Annotated in this window: 16 protein-coding genes; 8 read left to right on the top strand and 8 right to left on the bottom strand. The window is 41.5% G+C overall.

Annotated features, from left to right (window positions below; genetic code table 11):
- Positions 1 to 16 precede the first annotated feature (16 nt).
- From FTU36_RS06440 to coaE, 3 genes are read left to right on the top strand one after another with little or no spacing between them, the layout of a single operon-like run.
- On the top strand, positions 17 to 1,243 hold the full coding sequence (locus FTU36_RS06440; protein ID WP_168378204.1) for a type II secretion system F family protein: 1,227 nt from the start codon (positions 17 to 19) through the stop codon (positions 1,241 to 1,243).
- Positions 1,243 to 2,103, top strand: coding sequence for an A24 family peptidase (locus FTU36_RS06435; protein ID WP_180004675.1), 861 nt, complete (start codon positions 1,243 to 1,245; stop codon positions 2,101 to 2,103). Before FTU36_RS06440 ends, FTU36_RS06435 begins: the two co-directional genes overlap by 1 nt.
- A gap of 9 nt (positions 2,104 to 2,112) precedes the next feature.
- Positions 2,113 to 2,715, top strand: coding sequence for a dephospho-CoA kinase (gene coaE / locus FTU36_RS06430; protein ID WP_168378206.1), 603 nt, complete (start codon positions 2,113 to 2,115; stop codon positions 2,713 to 2,715).
- A gap of 14 nt (positions 2,716 to 2,729) precedes the next feature.
- On the opposite strand, the gene FTU36_RS06425 is transcribed toward coaE, so the two are convergent.
- From FTU36_RS06425 to FTU36_RS06415, 3 genes are all read right to left on the bottom strand, one after another.
- Positions 2,730 to 3,650, bottom strand: a complete 921-nt coding sequence (locus FTU36_RS06425) for a DMT family transporter (protein ID WP_373686350.1) — start codon at positions 3,648 to 3,650, stop codon at positions 2,730 to 2,732.
- An 8-nt stretch (positions 3,651 to 3,658) separates the two neighbouring features.
- Complete coding sequence (gene rlmB / locus FTU36_RS06420) at positions 3,659 to 4,417, bottom strand: 23S rRNA (guanosine(2251)-2'-O)-methyltransferase RlmB (RefSeq protein ID WP_168378207.1); 759 nt, start codon at positions 4,415 to 4,417, stop codon at positions 3,659 to 3,661.
- 177 nt (positions 4,418 to 4,594) lie between these two features.
- The gene (locus tag FTU36_RS06415; protein ID WP_067763086.1) at positions 4,595 to 4,918 is read right to left on the bottom strand and encodes a pyrimidine/purine nucleoside phosphorylase; all 324 of its coding nucleotides are present in this window, start codon (positions 4,916 to 4,918) and stop codon (positions 4,595 to 4,597) included.
- Positions 4,919 to 5,515: 597 nt separating this feature from the next.
- Between FTU36_RS06415 and recN the strand changes: the two genes are divergently transcribed.
- Positions 5,516 to 7,177 carry a DNA repair protein RecN gene (gene recN / locus FTU36_RS06410; protein WP_078189423.1) on the top strand — a complete coding sequence of 554 codons (1,662 nt, stop codon included), beginning with the start codon at positions 5,516 to 5,518 and terminating at the stop codon, positions 7,175 to 7,177.
- Between the two features lie 62 nt (positions 7,178 to 7,239).
- Here the strand turns inward: recN and FTU36_RS06405 are convergent, their stop codons facing one another.
- Positions 7,240 to 7,965, bottom strand: a complete 726-nt coding sequence (locus FTU36_RS06405) for a hypothetical protein (RefSeq protein ID WP_180036126.1) — start codon at positions 7,963 to 7,965, stop codon at positions 7,240 to 7,242.
- Positions 7,966 to 8,273: 308 nt separating this feature from the next.
- Here FTU36_RS06405 and FTU36_RS06400 point away from each other — a divergent pair, with 308 nt between their 5' ends.
- Both FTU36_RS06400 and ruvX read left to right on the top strand, forming a co-directional pair.
- Positions 8,274 to 8,828 (top strand): YqgE/AlgH family protein, encoded by a 555-nt coding sequence (locus tag FTU36_RS06400; RefSeq protein WP_078189425.1) that lies wholly within the window; start codon positions 8,274 to 8,276, stop codon positions 8,826 to 8,828.
- Positions 8,821 to 9,264 carry a Holliday junction resolvase RuvX gene (gene ruvX / locus FTU36_RS06395; RefSeq protein WP_078192570.1) on the top strand — a complete coding sequence of 148 codons (444 nt, stop codon included), beginning with the start codon at positions 8,821 to 8,823 and terminating at the stop codon, positions 9,262 to 9,264. Before FTU36_RS06400 ends, ruvX begins: the two co-directional genes overlap by 8 nt.
- Positions 9,265 to 9,369: 105 nt before the next feature.
- On the opposite strand, the gene FTU36_RS06390 is transcribed toward ruvX, so the two are convergent.
- Genes FTU36_RS06390 through FTU36_RS06380 form a run of 3 tightly spaced genes read right to left on the bottom strand, consistent with a single transcriptional unit; the run spans position 9,370 to position 12,707 of the window.
- Positions 9,370 to 10,374 carry an HlyD family secretion protein gene (locus FTU36_RS06390; protein WP_180074134.1) on the bottom strand — a complete coding sequence of 335 codons (1,005 nt, stop codon included), beginning with the start codon at positions 10,372 to 10,374 and terminating at the stop codon, positions 9,370 to 9,372.
- 34 nt (positions 10,375 to 10,408) lie between these two features.
- Entirely contained in the window at positions 10,409 to 10,615 is a 207-nt protein-coding gene (locus FTU36_RS06385; protein ID WP_078192571.1) for a DUF1656 domain-containing protein, read from the bottom strand.
- A complete protein-coding gene (locus FTU36_RS06380; protein WP_180117130.1) occupies positions 10,608 to 12,707 on the bottom strand; it encodes an FUSC family protein in 2,100 nt (699 codons plus the stop codon). Before FTU36_RS06380 ends, FTU36_RS06385 begins: the two co-directional genes overlap by 8 nt.
- Before the next feature lie 464 nt (positions 12,708 to 13,171).
- On the opposite strand from FTU36_RS06380, the gene FTU36_RS06375 reads away from it, so the two are divergent.
- Positions 13,172 to 13,948 (top strand): IclR family transcriptional regulator, encoded by a 777-nt coding sequence (locus FTU36_RS06375; RefSeq protein ID WP_078189430.1) that lies wholly within the window; start codon positions 13,172 to 13,174, stop codon positions 13,946 to 13,948.
- Positions 13,949 to 14,178: 230 nt separating this feature from the next.
- Here FTU36_RS06375 and FTU36_RS06370 read toward each other — a convergent pair whose 3' ends face one another.
- Positions 14,179 to 14,805 (bottom strand): alpha-ketoglutarate-dependent dioxygenase AlkB, encoded by a 627-nt coding sequence (locus FTU36_RS06370; protein ID WP_180008049.1) that lies wholly within the window; start codon positions 14,803 to 14,805, stop codon positions 14,179 to 14,181.
- 171 nt (positions 14,806 to 14,976) lie between these two features.
- On the opposite strand from FTU36_RS06370, the gene FTU36_RS06365 reads away from it, so the two are divergent.
- Entirely contained in the window at positions 14,977 to 16,773 is a 1,797-nt protein-coding gene (locus FTU36_RS06365; RefSeq protein ID WP_180117128.1) for an ABC transporter ATP-binding protein, read from the top strand.
- The last annotated feature ends 53 nt before the right edge of the window (positions 16,774 to 16,826 follow it).

Genomic DNA, 16,826 nt, shown 5'->3' with positions numbered 1-16,826 from the left:
AAATAAGGATAAATTCATGGCTGTAAAAAAAGCGCAGATGATGCCAACCTTCAGTTATGAAGGCGTGGATCGCAAAGGGGCGAAAATCAAAGGGGAAATGCCTTCGCGTAATATGGCTTTAGCCAAAGTCACTTTACGTAAGCAAGGCATCACCATTAAAACCATTCGAGAAAAACGCAAAAATATTCTCGAAGGCTTGATGAAAAAGAAAGTATCCACTTTGGATATCACGGTATTCACGCGCCAACTTGCAACCATGATGAAAGCCGGTGTACCGCTCGTTCAGGGTTTTGAAATCGTGGCGGAAGGCCTAGAAAACCCAGCCATGCGTGAAGTGGTCTTGGGGATCAAAGGTGAAGTTGAAGGCGGTAATACCTTTGCTGGTGCGCTGCGCAAATATCCGCAGTATTTCGATAACCTATTTTGCTCCTTGGTTGAATCAGGTGAACAGTCGGGTGCACTTGAAACCATGCTAGACCGTGTTGCCATTTACAAAGAAAAAAGTGAATTGCTTAAGCAAAAAATCAAAAAAGCCATGAAATACCCAGCAGCGGTCATCGTTGTCGCTGTTATTGTGACGATTATTTTGATGGTAAAAGTGGTTCCCGTATTCCAAGACTTGTTTTCATCATTTGGTGCAGACTTACCTGCCTTTACCAAAATGGTGGTCAACATGTCGGAATGGATGCAAAAATATTGGTTCTTCCTCATCATTGGAATTGGAGCTGTGATTGCTGGTTTCATGGAAGCGAAAAAACGTAGCAAGGCTTTCCGTGACTTCTTGGACAAAGCTGCACTGAAAGCACCGATTTTTGGTGATTTGGTTTATAAAGCAATTATTGCCCGCTACAGCCGTACCTTGGCAACCACATTTGCAGCCGGTGTACCCTTAATTGATGCGCTTGAATCAACTGCAGGTGCAACCAACAACGTGGTATATGAAACAGCTGTGTTAAAAATTCGTGAAGATGTGGCGACCGGCCAGCAATTGCAATTCGCCATGCGTGTCACCGATAAATTTCCCTCTATGGCGGTTCAAATGGTGGCTATTGGTGAAGAATCAGGTGCTTTAGATGCCATGCTAGATAAAGTGGCAACGCATTATGAAAACGAAGTTGATAATGCCGTAGATGGCTTAACCTCGATGATGGAACCCTTAATTATGGCGGTACTGGGTGTCCTCGTTGGTGGTCTTGTGATTGCAATGTATCTTCCAATCTTCCAAATGGGTTCTGTGGTTTAATGCAAGAATTAATAACATATTTAATCAATACCCCAATTGCGATGTATTTCGCAGTTGGGATTTTTAGTCTTTGTATTGGTAGTTTTTTGAATGTGGTGATTTACCGCACACCAAAGATGATGGAACAAGAATGGCGCACAGATTGCCAACTGTTTTTACATCCAGACCAACCGATTATTGATGAAACAAAGATCACACTAAGTACCCCTGCTTCAACCTGCCCAAAATGCAAAACGCCCATTCGTTGGTATCAAAACATTCCGGTCATCAGTTGGATTGTGTTACGCGGAAAATGTGGAAGTTGCCAAAACCCGATCAGTAGCCGTTATCCACTGATCGAGCTACTCACCATGATCTGCGCGCTGATTGTTGTTGCTGTTTTTGGCCCAACCATCCAAATGCTGTTTGGTCTGGTGCTGACTTATGTATTGATTGCATTAACATTTATTGATTTTGACACCCAACTTTTACCTGACCGTTATACCCTTCCTTTAGCTGCACTCGGGCTTGGCGTGAATAGCTATGCCATTTATACCTCTGCAACCTCAGCCATTTGGGGATATATCATCGGCTTCTTATGCCTATGGATCGTTTACTATTTATTTAAAATTATCACTGGCAAAGAAGGTATGGGCTATGGTGACTTTAAGCTTTTAGCTGCCTTGGGTGCATGGATGGGCCCTTTCCTGCTTCCACTGATTGTATTACTCTCTTCACTGGTAGGTGCAATCATTGGCATTATTTTGCTCAAGGTTCGTAAAGAAAACCAACCTTTTGCATTTGGTCCCTATATTGCCATCGCCGGATGGATCGCCTTTTTATGGGGTGATCAAATTATGAAAATTTATTTGGGTCAGTAAGGTCGTTGTATGACATTTGTCTTGGGTTTAACAGGTGGTATTGGTAGCGGTAAATCTGCTGCAAGCAATTGGTTTGAACTCCAAGGCATTCAAGTCGTCGATGCTGATATCGTTGCACGGGAAGTTGTCGAACCGGGGCAACCCGCACTGAATCAAATTCAGCAACAATTTGGTGATTGGGTTTTACTTGCAAATGGTGAGTTAAATCGGCGTGCATTACGCGAGCATATCTTTAAAGATCCTACAGCACGTCAAGCACTTGAAGCCATTACCCATCCTGCAATACGCCAGTCCATTATCCAACAATTAAACGAAGCCACCAGCCCCTATGTCATCTTGGTTTCGCCGTTATTATTTGAAACCAATCAACATGAATTGGCCAATCACACCTTGCTGATTGATGCCACAGAACAATTGCAAATTCAGCGTGCATCACAGCGTGATGGTCAAAATATCGAGCAAATCCAAAAAATTATTCAAGTTCAAATGTCACGTCAGGAAAAGCAAAAAATTGCAGATGATATCGTGCTGAATGATGGTCATTTAGATCATCTTTATGCACAGCTTCGGCCGTTGCATCTCAAGTACTTAGCGCACGCTGAAAAAAGCTAAATAAAAAATCAGTCTTACTCAGACTGCTGTTTTTGTTGTTCGAGTTGCTGCTCTAGACTATCCTTTCGTCCCAACCATTTCCACGGTTGAATCGCTCCAATCCCCATCCCGACCAATCCACACACAATTGCAAAACTTAAGGGTTCATTCAGCAGCGGTACCGCTAAAATTGCAGCAATAAAAGGTGCCAAAGTTACGATACTTCCGGCTTTAAATGCACCCAGGCGCTTGATCGCCTCTACATACGTTAAAGTCGCAATAATCACCACAAAAATACCGTGAAAGATAACTTGTCCAATGAGTTGCAATGGCTCAGGATCGGACCAATGTTTAGGGAAAAATATTAGATAAATTGGCACAAATACCACGGCAGACCAAATCGCAACCCCTGCCATGGCATGCCAAGCAGAGAGTTTCCATTGCTTAAGCAATACCGTAAATATTCCCCACCAAATGGCACTGATAAAAAACAGCAAATCACCTAAACCAAACGCTACACCGGTTTCCACATACATCAAATAACTCATTAAGCTAATGGCAGAGACCATAATCACCACACTGATCCAGGTATGCTTATCGAGTGGCTGTTTGAAGATCAGGAATGCGGCTATGGCCGTACATAAGGGAATACAACCATTGAGGAAGATTGCAGCATGGGCCGCAGGAGCATAATGAAATGCGCTATAGGCCGTTAAGCAATAGGTCACCCCACCGAGCATAGCGAGGATAAAAGGCTCTTTCTTCCATAAAAAAGCCGTATCTTTTTTATAAATCAAAATTGGCATTAAGATGCAAAATGCCAAAGCAAACCGAAGTGCCGTGATATCCCAAGCACTGATTCCCCAATTGGCGCTTAAACGCGCCGTTAAGGTGAATCCCCCCCAAATACACATGGTAATGAAAACATATAAATAACCTTGCTTTTGGGGAGACATCATCACTGCTATTTCAATTCATTATTACGTTGACGACATGCTTCATACAATGCCATACCTGTTGCGACACTGACATTTAAGCTTTGCAAATTGCCGGCCATTGGAATGTACACAGTTTGATCACATTGCGCCTGCGTAATGGGACGTAAACCTGTATCTTCAGCGCCCATCACCACACATACACCCGTACCTGTGAAGTCAAAGTTTTGAATCGGCAACGCTTTTTCATCTAGCATGGTGCCGACCACACGCACGTTAAAATCTTCTTTGATTTGAGCCAATGTACGTGCCAAGTTGGTCACCTGAATAAACTTCACTTTTTCAGCACCACCAGCAGCAACTTTACGGGCTGTTGGGGTAAGTGTCGCTGAACGATCACGCGGTGCAATCACGGCTTCAACACCCATGGCTGCCGCTGTACGAATGCATGCACCAAGGTTATGTGGATCTGTAATATGATCTAATGCCAATAGCAACGCATTTGGATTGGCTTGTAATAAAGCCTCTAAATCTTTTTCGTTCAAGACTGGATGTGGGCGTACAGCTGCGACCACACCTTGATGGAACGGTTGTCCCGCAAGTTTTTCCAAACTATCACGGCTAGCTTTTTGAATGCTGACACCAAACGGTTCTGCCAACTCAAAAATACGTTTTAAACGCTGATCATCACGTCCTTTTAACGCAAATAAAGTTAAAACGCGTTCTGGCTCAAGTTCCAGTAATGACTCCACTGAATGAACGCCATAATAATATTCCGGTTTCGCCATGAACGACCTCTAAATTGCAAACTTCGATAAACTTTTGAACAGGGTATGATATCCCTAGAGCACAGCATAGGCTGCCAAAAAGAAAAATCCTGCAAAGCAAGCTTTACAGGATTTATGCTATGACACATAGTTTAACCGATTTAAGGTTAAAAAACTGTGCCTAAATTGATTGAATCATTAGCCTTCTAAGTGGCACACATAGTCCAAGACTTCATCTGTTTCAATTTTAAAACGGCTATTACCTGGCACGTAGAACGATTGGCCCGCACGGAATAATTCGCTTTCTTCGCTATCTGCAATTTGAACACGACATTCGCCTGAAATAATTTCCATACGTTCAGGTACATGAGTTTCAAAAGTCAGCGCTTGTTCAGTTGGAAGCAACACACCCAGTGTTTTCTTTGTTCCATCTTCAAATTGCACAGTATGGCTGATGCATAGACCGCCAAAATAAACATTTGATTTTTTGATTACCGATACATGATCAAACTGTGCTGACATGCGTTTTCTCCAGATAAAGCATATTTATAATATTTTGATCGATGTAGTTTAATTGTGCTGCAAAAACTAATCAATCTGTGTTGAAAACTGTGCGATAGATAATTACAAAAATCTGAGTACTGGATGTGCCCCTATTTCATCCCACCACCTCAACATTTAGAGTCTAAAACAAGCTGTGCTGTTGTACAAAATACTTTTTTGTTTCATCCACTAAAGTCCTAGTTAGGGTTAATTGAAACGCTGCAAACTCATTTCAAAAAAATAGCAGCGTAATGAATCATATTGGTGGATTTGAGTGACCAAATCATGACGTTTTATGGCAATAACACGCTAGATTAAATACAAGAATACATACACAAACGTGTTTTGTGAGGAATTGGCAGGATATTGGATGGTTTCAGCTCACGTTATGCAAGATCATCTACCCTTTGCATCACAACACTGCATGGATACAGCGGATAAGAAACTAATTTCTTGTTAAACTGAATTTAAGATAGAATTATGAGGTTTTTCGTCATCTTAAAATAAAACTTGTCTTGTGACTAAAACAAAACTTAATTATCTTTAACTAGAACTTTTCGCAGCTCGGATGCGTTTATGCTGACACATTTAACTCTGATCAATTTTGCATTAGCCGACCATTTAGCCATCGACATTGAACAAGGCTTTAATGTCCTGACGGGTGAAACGGGTGCAGGTAAATCTTTACTTCTAGACGCATTATCAGCTTGCTTAGGTGAACGTACAGACACCAACTATGTGCGCTATGGATCAGACAAAGCCGATGTGACAGCGACCTTTAGCTATCAAGAGCACAGTCCTGAAGCGCTTTGGCTCAAAGAACACGAACTAGATGATGAGTCTGGCGAAATCCATTTACGTCGCGTAATTTTTGCAACAGGTCGCAGCAAAGCATGGATTAATGGACGTCCGAGCAGCTTATCAGAATTAAAAGAAATTGGCCGCTTATTGGTACAACTCTATAGCCAACACAGCCAACAACAACTCTTAGAACCGCCCTACCCAAAACATTGGCTAGATCGCTATTACAATTTTTATCAGCCTGCTCAAGCCGTGCGTGATGCCTATAGCAAATGGCAAAAGGACATTCGTCAGCACCAAGCAGCACTCGACGCCCAAGCCACACGTAAGCAACGGATAGAAACGCTTGAACTTCAATTGGAAGAACTTGAAGACGTTGTGCAAACGGACTACAAAGAAATCGAGCAAGAATTTGACCGTCTCAGTCATCATGAACATATCATGCAAGATTGTAGCTATGGTCTAAATGCCCTCGATGACGCCGAGCAAAATATCAATCAAGAAATGGGCGCGATCATTCGTCGGATTGAATCGCATGCAGGACGTAGTGAACAACTTTCTGAAATTTATACGTCGCTACTGAACGCTCAAAGTGAAATTGAAGATGCCACCGCAAATTTACGTCAGTTTATTGATCGTCAAAGTTTCGATCCTGAACGTATGGACGAATTAAACACTAAACTCGAAGTTTTTCATCGCTTAGCGCGTAAATATCGTACTCAGCCTGAAGACTTAAAAAATGATTATGATGCGTGGCAACTTGAGCTAGAACAATTACATCAACTTGAAGATCCTGAAACCTTAGCTGAACAAGTAGAAGTGTCTCATCAAGACTTTTTAGCCAAAGCACAGCATTTGGATGATATTCGTCGTGAAGCGTCTACCCCATTGGCGAAGCAGTTGACTGAACAAGTGAAGCAGCTCGCGCTCCCAGAGGCTCATTTTGAATTTAAATTTGAGCCTCTAGAACAAGCTTCAAGTGAAGGTTTAAGCTTTATTCAACTTCTGTTCACCGCAAACAAAGGGATTCCTGCTCAGCCTTTAGCACGCGTGGCATCGGGGGGTGAATTGTCACGTATTGCATTAGTCATGCAAGTGATGAATGCTGAAAAAACCGAATCCGAAGTGTTAGTCTTTGATGAAATTGATGTCGGGATCAGTGGCGGAACGGCAGAAATTGTCGGACGTTTGTTGGCTGATTTGGCACAGCATGTTCAAATTTTATGTATTACTCACCAAGCCCAAGTCGCTGCTCAATCTGACCAACATCTCCTGGTGAAAAAACGTCAAACGGATCCTGCAAGCAGTACCATTATCGAATTAGAAGAAGATGATCGGATTCAAGAGCTGGCTCGAATGACCGGTGGTGTGGAGATTAGTCAAACGACCTTACAACACGCAAAACAGTTGCGACAATTAAAATTTCAACATAGTTAATTTTTGATGCTTTCAAAAAAGCCTGTGGATTAAAAACAACACAGGCTTTTTTCTTAAACACACTATTTGACAACTCCCTGATACACAAAGGCTTTCGAGCCTAAGGTATAGCGTAAATATTTATATTGCGGCTGATGTTGTTGATTGAGCAACATTACATCCACGTGTTTCGGACTGATTTTGAGATATTCATTACCGCTACGACGATCGGTTTCATAATGGCAGTCATAATCTACCGAGATTTGATCTAGTTTCTTTTGCTTAGTTTGAAATACATAAGATTTAAGTAACTGTTTTGGCCCAACTTCAACAGCTCTTAGATGATGTAATCCACTGCAATTATCACCTTTATAATAACTCTTCACCAAATATACGGTTTTATTTTGGATGTTGATCGGCAAAATTTGATTGATATAGCCTGAGTCAAATTGATCTAAATGTTGCGTTTTTCCCGTTGCATATTGCACATAGCTGCTCCACTCCCCCATGGTGCCTCCGCCAGACACATCAAAACTATAAAATTTTAGTTTTTTATCCGGAGAATATTGCACATGAACAAAACCTTGCTTTTCGAGTTGCGTAAATCCGTAGTGAAAACTGCTCGGATCTGCCGCAATGACATCCACAATTTCACGTTCTATCGCTTCATTGACCTCATAAAAATTTAAGTTTTTATATTTTTTAATCACCTGAGATTCATGTTTTTGTAAGTCAGCACTTCCTGCAAAGCCTGAAATAGGTAGGCTTGCACAGAGTGCAATCCCTATTATTTTTGAAAAATGTGTCATTGTTTTACCCTCAGTTTATCCTGCTATTTTAAGCAATCTCAGTCATCCATCACGTATATCTTCTCCTCGCTTTTGTACTGCTGTTGTTCAAATTACCAATCATCGCTTCACGATTCACCGCATTGTAGACCTGCCTTTACGATGAAGATTTTTAGCATGTCCCTCACTGGTCGAGCATGACAAATATTGAATTTGCAGAAAAACTCATTGTTGAAAACTTGTGAGTCTAGTATGTTGATAAATACAACGTTATTCGAATGCAATTCACCCCAAGAATGAAACTTACCCCAATAAGGAGAAGCCATTAGGTGACTAAACAATACCTCACACACCGCTGCCTGATTGCTCCACCTGAAATGAACGATGAATTCTTTGCCAATACGGTGATTTATTTAGCGCGACATGATGAAGATGGTGCTCAAGGCATCATTATTAATCGTCCTTCGGGCTTGCAGATCAAAGAACTCTTGAATGATTTGGAAATTGAGGCAGATAATGTGCATCCTCATGAAGTGTTGCAAGGTGGTCCTTTGCGCCCAGAGGCAGGTTTTGTTCTTCATACAGGTCAACCGACATGGCATTCGTCTATTGCTGTAGGTGAAAATGTCTGCATTACCACGTCTAAAGATATTTTAGATGCGATTGCACACAATGAAGGTGTTGGTCGTTATCAGGTGGCTCTAGGCTATGCCAGTTGGGGTAAAAGCCAATTAGAAGAAGAAATTGCTCGGGGTGATTGGCTCATTTGTGACTCAGACATGGATTTAATATTTAACTTACCTTATGACGACCGCTGGGACGCTGCCTATAAAAAAATGGGGGTAGACCGCATGTGGTTATCATCTGAGATTGGACATGCCTGATTTACCACAATATCAAATGATTATGGCCTTTGACTTTGGCACACAAAAAACAGGAATGGCTGTGGGACAAGCCCTGATTGAAAGTGCAAATCCTCTACCACTCTTTCCCATGAAAGATGGCATTCCCAATTGGGATAATCTACTCAAGATTGTGAAACAGTATCAGCCGGATTTGTTTATCGTGGGTCTACCGCTCAATATGGATGATAGCGAATCTGAACTCTCCACACGTGCGCGTAAATTTGCACGACGCCTTCGCCACCAAACCAATATTGAAACCTTGATGGTCGATGAACGCTTAACTACACGTGAAGCGCGTGATGAATTAGATCATTATCAAGCCCAAGGCCGTGCGAAGAATCTTTCTGCCGACAGCCTTGCTGCAGCATTATTTATTGAAAGTTGGTATCGAAATCCAGTGGGACTGAAACCTTAAGCGCTTTCAACAAACAGGCAAATAAAAAAGCATCCGAAAAAGGATGCTTTTTTATGCGCAAGATTGATCACTCAATGCTGCGCAAATGAAATGATTGGGGATAACTTAGTTTTTATCCACAATATGAATCGTGGTGGTTCGACCCGCGACAAAAGCCAACTGATCATGCGGCACTTCATCCAGTACAATTTTCACTGGTACACGCTGTGCCAAACGAACCCAACTAAAGGTTGGATTGACATTGGCCAGTAAACTATCAGTCGATGTACGTTCACGGTCTTCAATCCCTGTTGCAACGCCTTGTACATGGCCTTTATAAACTTCAGAACTTCCCATCAGTTGGACTGTTGCAGGTGCGCCAACATAGATTTTATCCAGTTTGGTTTCTTCAAAATATCCCACAACATACAATTGTTGACGGTCAATTAAGGCCGCTACGGCTTGTCCTACTTTGACGTAATTCCCTGCTTTGAGTTCAAAGTTAGACAATGTTCCATCAGTCGGTGCAACCACTTCCGAACGTTTTAAATTCAATTCTGCCAAATGCAAACTGCTATTCGCCGCTTCAATCAGGGCTTTTTGCTGCACCACACTGGCTTTGGCTTGCTCAATCGCGGCCTGAGTTTGTTCATGCTCTGCATGTGATTGATCACGTACTGCAAACATTTGATCTTGTTCTTGTTTTGAAATCGCACCGTCCATCAAACTTGCATAACGATTTGCATTTTTATCTGCAAGATTAATATTGGCTTGTGACTTCACTAGATTGGCTTTAGCTTCAGCAAGCTGCGCTTCAGCCCCTGCCAGTCCTGCTTTGGCTTTCGCCAAGTCAGATTTGGCTTGCTCAACATCCAAAGCTTGACGTGCCACATCTATACGAAATAACACTTGGCCTTTTTTCACTTGTTGGTTGTCTTGAACTAAAACGTCTGTGACCAAACCTGAAACATCCGATGACACTTGAATCACGTCACCACGTACCCGTCCATCACGCGTCCATGGTTCCGAATTGTAATAGTCCCAAATATGTTTCAGCGCAAGTAATGCGCCACATAGCACGATTATCAACAATACAGGCCGAACATATTTTCGGACATTCAAATTGGTCATACGATTACCTCAATCATTTCATTTTTTTAGGGGCTTAGAACTGGCAGAAAATAAAGATTTCATGCACCAGCCAAAGCAACATCACAAATACACCCAAATAAAAAATATTGGGCATCGGCACCCAATCTTGCGCCATCCATCGGTCAAGCAAACGCATGATGATCCGCAATAACAGATAGGCCAATACCGCTTGAATCAATAGAATGGGCACATAGACGCCATACACATTTAGCTCACCCATGTTGTGCCTCGATCTGTAAATGATTTGGAATCTGCTGTGTTAGGACATGACACAAACTGCTTTGAATATTGTTCAGTGAATACTGAATACGATGTAAAACATCATCATTCTCAATACCCTGAACGGCCTGATTCAATCGTTGAATTCGCTCTACAATTTGCTGTTTCAAGCTCATAGACACATTCTTTTGCCCTTGTTCCATGGCACGAAAATAGTCATCTAAATCTTGTTGTAACTCTTCGAGTTCGCTGAGCAGTGCATCATTCGGATCGAGTTTATTCATCAGTTCTTGCAAGCGGGTCAAATCAATCACCGCACTGGCTTCCACCAAAGCCCACTCGATCTGTTGTTTCAAGTTCCCTGATTGCACCATTTTGCTGTTTAGGATGCCGATTCGGTCCAACATACTACGTAAATGCACCCGAAACGGTAAGCCGTACGGCAGATATAAAGCCTGACGCAGTGCCTTGTAATGCTGTGAAAGTATGCGTTGGGCCGTCATATCTGGTGACATTGCACGTACTAAATGAATAATAAATACCGAGATAATGGGTCCCAAAACCGTCCCAATCGATGCATCAAAGAAAAACACCTGATCGAGGCTAAAGCGGTTTTGAAAATTCAGTCCCATGATGGTGCCCATCAAAAGCGGCAAGCTGATCCCAATCAAAGGCGGATGTAAAAATAGCATCAGACAGAACATCACAAATGGTGCTAACACCACGATCAACTGCCAAAAAGCGGTCACATGCGGGAAAATGCCATAGGCGTAGATGAACACCATAAAAGCCGCATACATATTGGCGCGAATAAACATTTTCAATGCAGGAACAGGGTTATCCATTGCAGTTAAAATACAGGCACTGATCGCAGCCATTTCGGCCATCATAAATCCAGCTTTCCAACCACTAACGATCCAAAAACCCGTAGAAATTAAAATAATCAAACATGCAGACACCCCGCCACGAATGGCAACCCCCGCATCTCGGTACAAAGTCGGATAATGACTATTGCCCAAGGCGGTTAGTGTGGCCGGTAAAGTGGAGTCGCCTTGTTGTACCCGCTGCCAAAGCAAGCGAATCGCACGAATATTCTGAATAAAATGGCGAATATCCATTTTTAGACTGCCCAAAATCACCTGTTGTGATGGCAATGCCTGTGCCTGAATCTGTTGAAAATCTTGCTCAAACTGTTCAGGCAATTGATTAAGTTCACTTTCCTCAATCTGATGTTGATCTAATAAAAACGCGGCAATATGTTCATGGGCTTGCTTGAGTGCCGTCCGATAATGTGTGTCCAGACCGTCTAATTGTTTCATCCGTTCAGACATGGCCACCAAGTTACTGACCAACAAACTCAACTGATGCAAGATTTCCTGCAATGGACGTGTCATGCCTTTTAAGGTAGATTTTTCATATGACAAATGCACCGCCATGACATGTATATCCGCGATATCTCGTGCAATATTGCCAAGATTTTTAGAATAATTTTCTAGTTCGGCAGGCTCTAATAAAATCTGATCAAATATTTCTTTGGTATCGGCAAAGGTTTTGCTCACGCGTGTTTCGACTGCAGGGCCAATATGCATTGGAAATAATGTCGTGGTCACGATGGCACTACATACCACACCCACCGTAATTTCTAGAAAACGCCCCAAGGCCATATCGAAGATCGAAGCGGTATCAATAAAATACACGACGTTAAAACAGATAATGACCGTGGTATAACCCGCCAACATGGAAACATAACTACGAGGCGTACGGTCTAGCAGTGACAAATACAGGCAAAACCCAACCCAAACCGCTAAAAACACCGTAAACAGTACAGGCATGTGAATGAGATGTGGCAGTGCCACCACCGACACGGCCGCCCCTAAGAACGTCCCTAATACACGATACAAACTTTTTGAAGACGTCATCCCTGAATATGGATTCGCGATCACGAAAACGGTGCCAATCGCCCAAATCGGATATGCCAAATTCAGTACAAAGGCCACATACAATGCAAGCATGCCCGCGATGAACGTTTTGGTCGCAAAAATCCAGTCCATTTTATTGGGCCGAAAAGCGAGTATTTGTTTCGTCAGCAGCATGATGGATCTCGGTGGCTTGCTTCTTTTTAGTGAAAACGGCCTCGTATCGAATGCTTAAACATTCGATAGCACAGCCTGTATCACGGCACAGGAATGACTAGAAATTTCAATAAGTAAAGAAGCGATTCAAATCGTGTTTCAAACCATTTGAATACAAAAAGTAATGTACAACATTGCCTGTGCATCACATGGATGAGCAATATTTATTCAATATAGGATATTTTCATAGCAATTTTGCTAAAAAAGTAAATAATAGTCAATATAAATATCTTATTTTGATAATTTAACTATATTTTAAATGCATATTTTAGGTTTTTCTTATGCTTTTATCAGGATGCCCTAAGAAACCCTGTGATATTTCAGATTTGTTTCATTTCAAATGTAGAAAAGCGCAACATCAGGCCGAGCAATTTGTTATAAAGTAACTTAACGATTCATTTTTTATTGTGACCAAGCAGGTTCTTATGGCGCTTTCCAGTTTTGGTAAAATTCTCACCGTACTCGACTTATTTTCAGTTGCTCGTCCCATCATCAATGTCGACATTATTAGTGAAGAATTAGGCTTATCTAAACCAACGAGCTATCGCTATTTAAAAGAACTGGTTTCTGCTGAATTATTGCAGCGCCTCAGTGGGACTTCTGGCGATTACACACTGGGTTCAAAAATTGCTGTGCTTGATTTTATTTCTCGCACCACCGATCCATTGGTGCAAATTAGCATCCCCTTCATGAAAGAAATTGTGGAACGCACAGAGTCTTGCTGCTTATTGACGCATCTAAATATCGACTCTTGCATTGATGTACATCATGAACTTTATAAAGACTATGCCGCATTGGCTTATGGTCGAGGTAGCCCGCGTCCAATGTATAAAGGCTCATCGTCTAAAGTAATTTTGTCTCAGTTACCTAAGCAACGGATTTTAGATTATTACCACCGTTTTGCGGACGAGTTATCTCAAGTTGGTTTTGCGCATAATGAAGAAGAATTTATGCAGCAAATGAAAAAGATTAAAAAGCAGGGTTATTATTTTTCCAATGGTGAAGTTGACCCGAATATGTCGAGCCTATCGATTCCGATTAAATTTTCCAGTAAAGAACCCCCACTTGCTTTGACCCTATTGGCGTCTAAAAATCGTTTTGAATTTATGAACTTTCAAAAAGTCGTAGAAATGATGCAAGACTGTACAGCGCGTATTGAGAAAAAATACAGCAGTATGATGGAAGAATCGGACGCCATTTAAATCTGATCAGTTTGCGCACAACTGATGCGATGTTGTAAAGATGATATTTAATTAATCTGATAAATTCATATTATTAATTGAATTTATTAATTATAAATCCCAGAAAGATTATCATAATATGATTATTGTTCTTTAGCAGCCATCTCAACCATGTGTTCCATGATTTCAGTTGATTGTCGCTATACTCTTCCTCAGAGAAAGAAAAAAGCTCATCTAGATATGGGCTTTTTTTACGGCTGTTGATCATAGAAATAACGAAAGGTTAAATTCACCCTCGGCTCGGTCACTTTCATCGACTTCATTAGGGCATGTTTCCAATACCGTTGGGTTTTCCCACGCATCACAATCAACTGGCCACTTTGCAGTAAAAGCTGTACTTTCTCTTGAGTGCTTTTATGTTTAAAGCAAAACTTTCGGCTTGCACCAAAACTCAAAGATGCGATCACCACCTGCTGTGTGGGTGAAAGCAAAGATGGCTCATCATCACTATGCCACCCCACCGCTTGCGTACCATTTTCGTATAAATTGGCCAAACAGGAATTAAACGTCTGACCCACCCGTTGCTCAATATGTTGCTTTAAGCGCAGTAAAGCTGGATTCCAGATCAATGCCTGCTTTTGCATGCCTGAATAGTGATACTCATAATGAGCATCTCCATACCAAACCACTTTTCGTTCCGTTTGAAAATACTGTCCATGCAAAATGACTTCATCATGCTGCCAAGCCAACTGCGTGAGGAAATAGCGTAAATATTTTTCACTGTCTTCAGCATTGAAGATCAATCCATAATCTTCAACTTCACCATCATAGGGCAACAGATTTGCATGCGGTTCAGGCGTAAATAATTCAAAATTCATCGGTTCAACTCAACACTGTTAGGCGCAGCACCGTGATGCTGATGTCGTGAGCACATTTAAAAATATCTTAGCTGAAAATCTCTCGTCACAAATCAAAACATTGTCATCGCTTGTCGCATAGAATTTTCAGTCTTAGACTAAAGCTCATATTCACAATAAAAATAATTGCTTATGAACCTGTGGCAGCTTTTCCAAAAATTACGTCCATTCGTACAGCCATACCGCTGGCTGGTGGTCGTGACGCTGATCTTGACCTTAATTGGCTCACTCACGGCACAGGTGAATGCCCTGACACTCAAATATGCCGTAGACAGCATCAATCAGCTTTTACAGCAAGGCCTCGGTCTAGCCAATGGTTGGCATATATTAATCACCATCACCGTAGTTTTACTGGGAAAAGAAGTCATCAATGCCATCGTGCAATTTGGACAAAAATCGTTTGGTGAAAAATTACGTATTTTAATTTCTCAGGATTTGTCCCAAGGCATTATTGAAAAATTTATCACCTATCGATTGGCATTCTTCGATCAACAAGACAACCAAGCAGGTAAGCTCCAAACTCGAATTGATCGGGGTGTCAGCTCGCTCACACGACTAGTTCAAATCTTTTTTATTGATATTTTACCGCTTTTTACCAGTGCGATTATTGCACTGGGCTTAATGTATTATGCCAATGTTTGGGTTGGCGTGGTGGCCACAATTATCGTGCCGATTTATTTTTGGCTGACCTTTAAACAATCACAAAAACTGGCAGGCAAACGCCGTGCCCTACGCGATAATTTTGAAAAGAAAAATCAAGGTATTCTGAGTATTATCAATTCGATAACGGTCATTAAATCTTTTAACAAAGAAGCCGTCGAATCGAAAAAGCAATTAAATCTGCAAAAGTCACTGACTGAAAACCAGATGCAGACACGGCAAACCAGTTATATCTTTGACGGACTCAAAACCTTTATTGAACAGGTCGGTGTAGTGCTGATCATCATTCTGACGGCCTATTTTGTTTTGGATGGGCAAATGAGTATCGGGATGATTATGTATCACGTGTTGTTATTTAATAATGTCTCTGCCCCGATTCGCTCGCTGCATCGTATCTATGATGAAATTAACTCTGCGATGATTTATTCAGAAAGCTTCTTTAACATCTTAGAAGCGGATCATGAAATTGAAACCAGTGGTACTGCCCAACCTCCGATTCAAGGTCAATTTGAATTGAGCAATGTCGACTTTAGTTATCCCAATGGTTTTCAGGCATTACACCGTATCAATATGAGCATCCAACCAAATAAAATTACCGCCTTGGTTGGTTTATCTGGCGCTGGTAAATCGACATTAATTAGCTTACTGGATAAGTTTTATCATCCTCAAGTGGGCAATATCAAACTCGATGGCATCGATTTAGAACAGATTGATACACAGTATTTACGTGAAAATATTGGTTTGGTATTGCAAAAAAATCATATTTTCCCAGGTTCAATTTTTGAAAATATTCGCTATGGCAAAAGTACAGCTACAGAGCAAGAAGTCTTCGATGCAGCACGGAAAGCCTCGATCCATGATCAGATCTTAAAACTTCCGCATGCCTATGAAGCCGATGCTTTACTGCTCTCAGGTGGACAGCAACAGCGCATTGCCTTGGCACGCATGTTCTTGAAAAATCCGCCGATTATTTTCTTGGATGAACCGACTGCAAGTTTAGATGCTATCGCTGCTGAACAAATTAAAAATAGTTTGGATCAAATTAAGCAAGGTCGTACCGTCATCATGATTTCGCATAGTTTGTCGCAAATTATCGATGCCGATTACACCTACGTCATGAAAGATGGACAAATCGTAGAACACGGGGAGCATCATGATTTGTACCATCAAGAAGGTGCCTATAAGCAAATCTTCGATGCGATGGCGAAAAGTTTGAATATTGACAAAATTGCCCGAGCTTTTGAGGAAGACGAAGAAACACATAGTTAATTTTAGACAAAAAAAAGCCCATCGTGTGATGGGCTTCGTTCATATTGGTTTTT

The organism is Acinetobacter sp. YH12096 (assembly GCF_013419215.1).
In the GTDB taxonomy this organism is placed as follows: domain Bacteria; phylum Pseudomonadota; class Gammaproteobacteria; order Pseudomonadales; family Moraxellaceae; genus Acinetobacter; species Acinetobacter amyesii.
The sequence above is the reverse complement of the archived record's forward strand: the minus strand, read 5'-3'. Positions and strand labels throughout refer to the sequence as shown.

Coding starts and splice junctions, on each gene's coding strand:
- FTU36_RS06440 (WP_168378204.1), top strand. CDS start 17: ATGGCTGTAAAAAAAGCGCAGATGATGCCAACCTTCAGTTATGAAGGC.
- FTU36_RS06435 (WP_180004675.1), top strand. CDS start 1,243: ATGCAAGAATTAATAACATATTTAATCAATACCCCAATTGCGATGTAT.
- coaE (WP_168378206.1), top strand. CDS start 2,113: ATGACATTTGTCTTGGGTTTAACAGGTGGTATTGGTAGCGGTAAATCT.
- FTU36_RS06425 (WP_373686350.1), bottom strand. CDS start 3,650: ATGTCTCCCCAAAAGCAAGGTTATTTATATGTTTTCATTACCATGTGT.
- rlmB (WP_168378207.1), bottom strand. CDS start 4,417: ATGGCGAAACCGGAATATTATTATGGCGTTCATTCAGTGGAGTCATTA.
- FTU36_RS06415 (WP_067763086.1), bottom strand. CDS start 4,918: ATGTCAGCACAGTTTGATCATGTATCGGTAATCAAAAAATCAAATGTT.
- recN (WP_078189423.1), top strand. CDS start 5,516: ATGCTGACACATTTAACTCTGATCAATTTTGCATTAGCCGACCATTTA.
- FTU36_RS06405 (WP_180036126.1), bottom strand. CDS start 7,965: ATGACACATTTTTCAAAAATAATAGGGATTGCACTCTGTGCAAGCCTA.
- ruvX (WP_078192570.1), top strand. CDS start 8,821: ATGCCTGATTTACCACAATATCAAATGATTATGGCCTTTGACTTTGGC.
- FTU36_RS06390 (WP_180074134.1), bottom strand. CDS start 10,374: ATGACCAATTTGAATGTCCGAAAATATGTTCGGCCTGTATTGTTGATA.
- FTU36_RS06385 (WP_078192571.1), bottom strand. CDS start 10,615: ATGGGTGAGCTAAATGTGTATGGCGTCTATGTGCCCATTCTATTGATT.
- FTU36_RS06380 (WP_180117130.1), bottom strand. CDS start 12,707: ATGCTGCTGACGAAACAAATACTCGCTTTTCGGCCCAATAAAATGGAC.
- FTU36_RS06375 (WP_078189430.1), top strand. CDS start 13,172: ATGGCGCTTTCCAGTTTTGGTAAAATTCTCACCGTACTCGACTTATTT.
- FTU36_RS06370 (WP_180008049.1), bottom strand. CDS start 14,805: ATGAATTTTGAATTATTTACGCCTGAACCGCATGCAAATCTGTTGCCC.
- FTU36_RS06365 (WP_180117128.1), top strand. CDS start 14,977: ATGAACCTGTGGCAGCTTTTCCAAAAATTACGTCCATTCGTACAGCCA.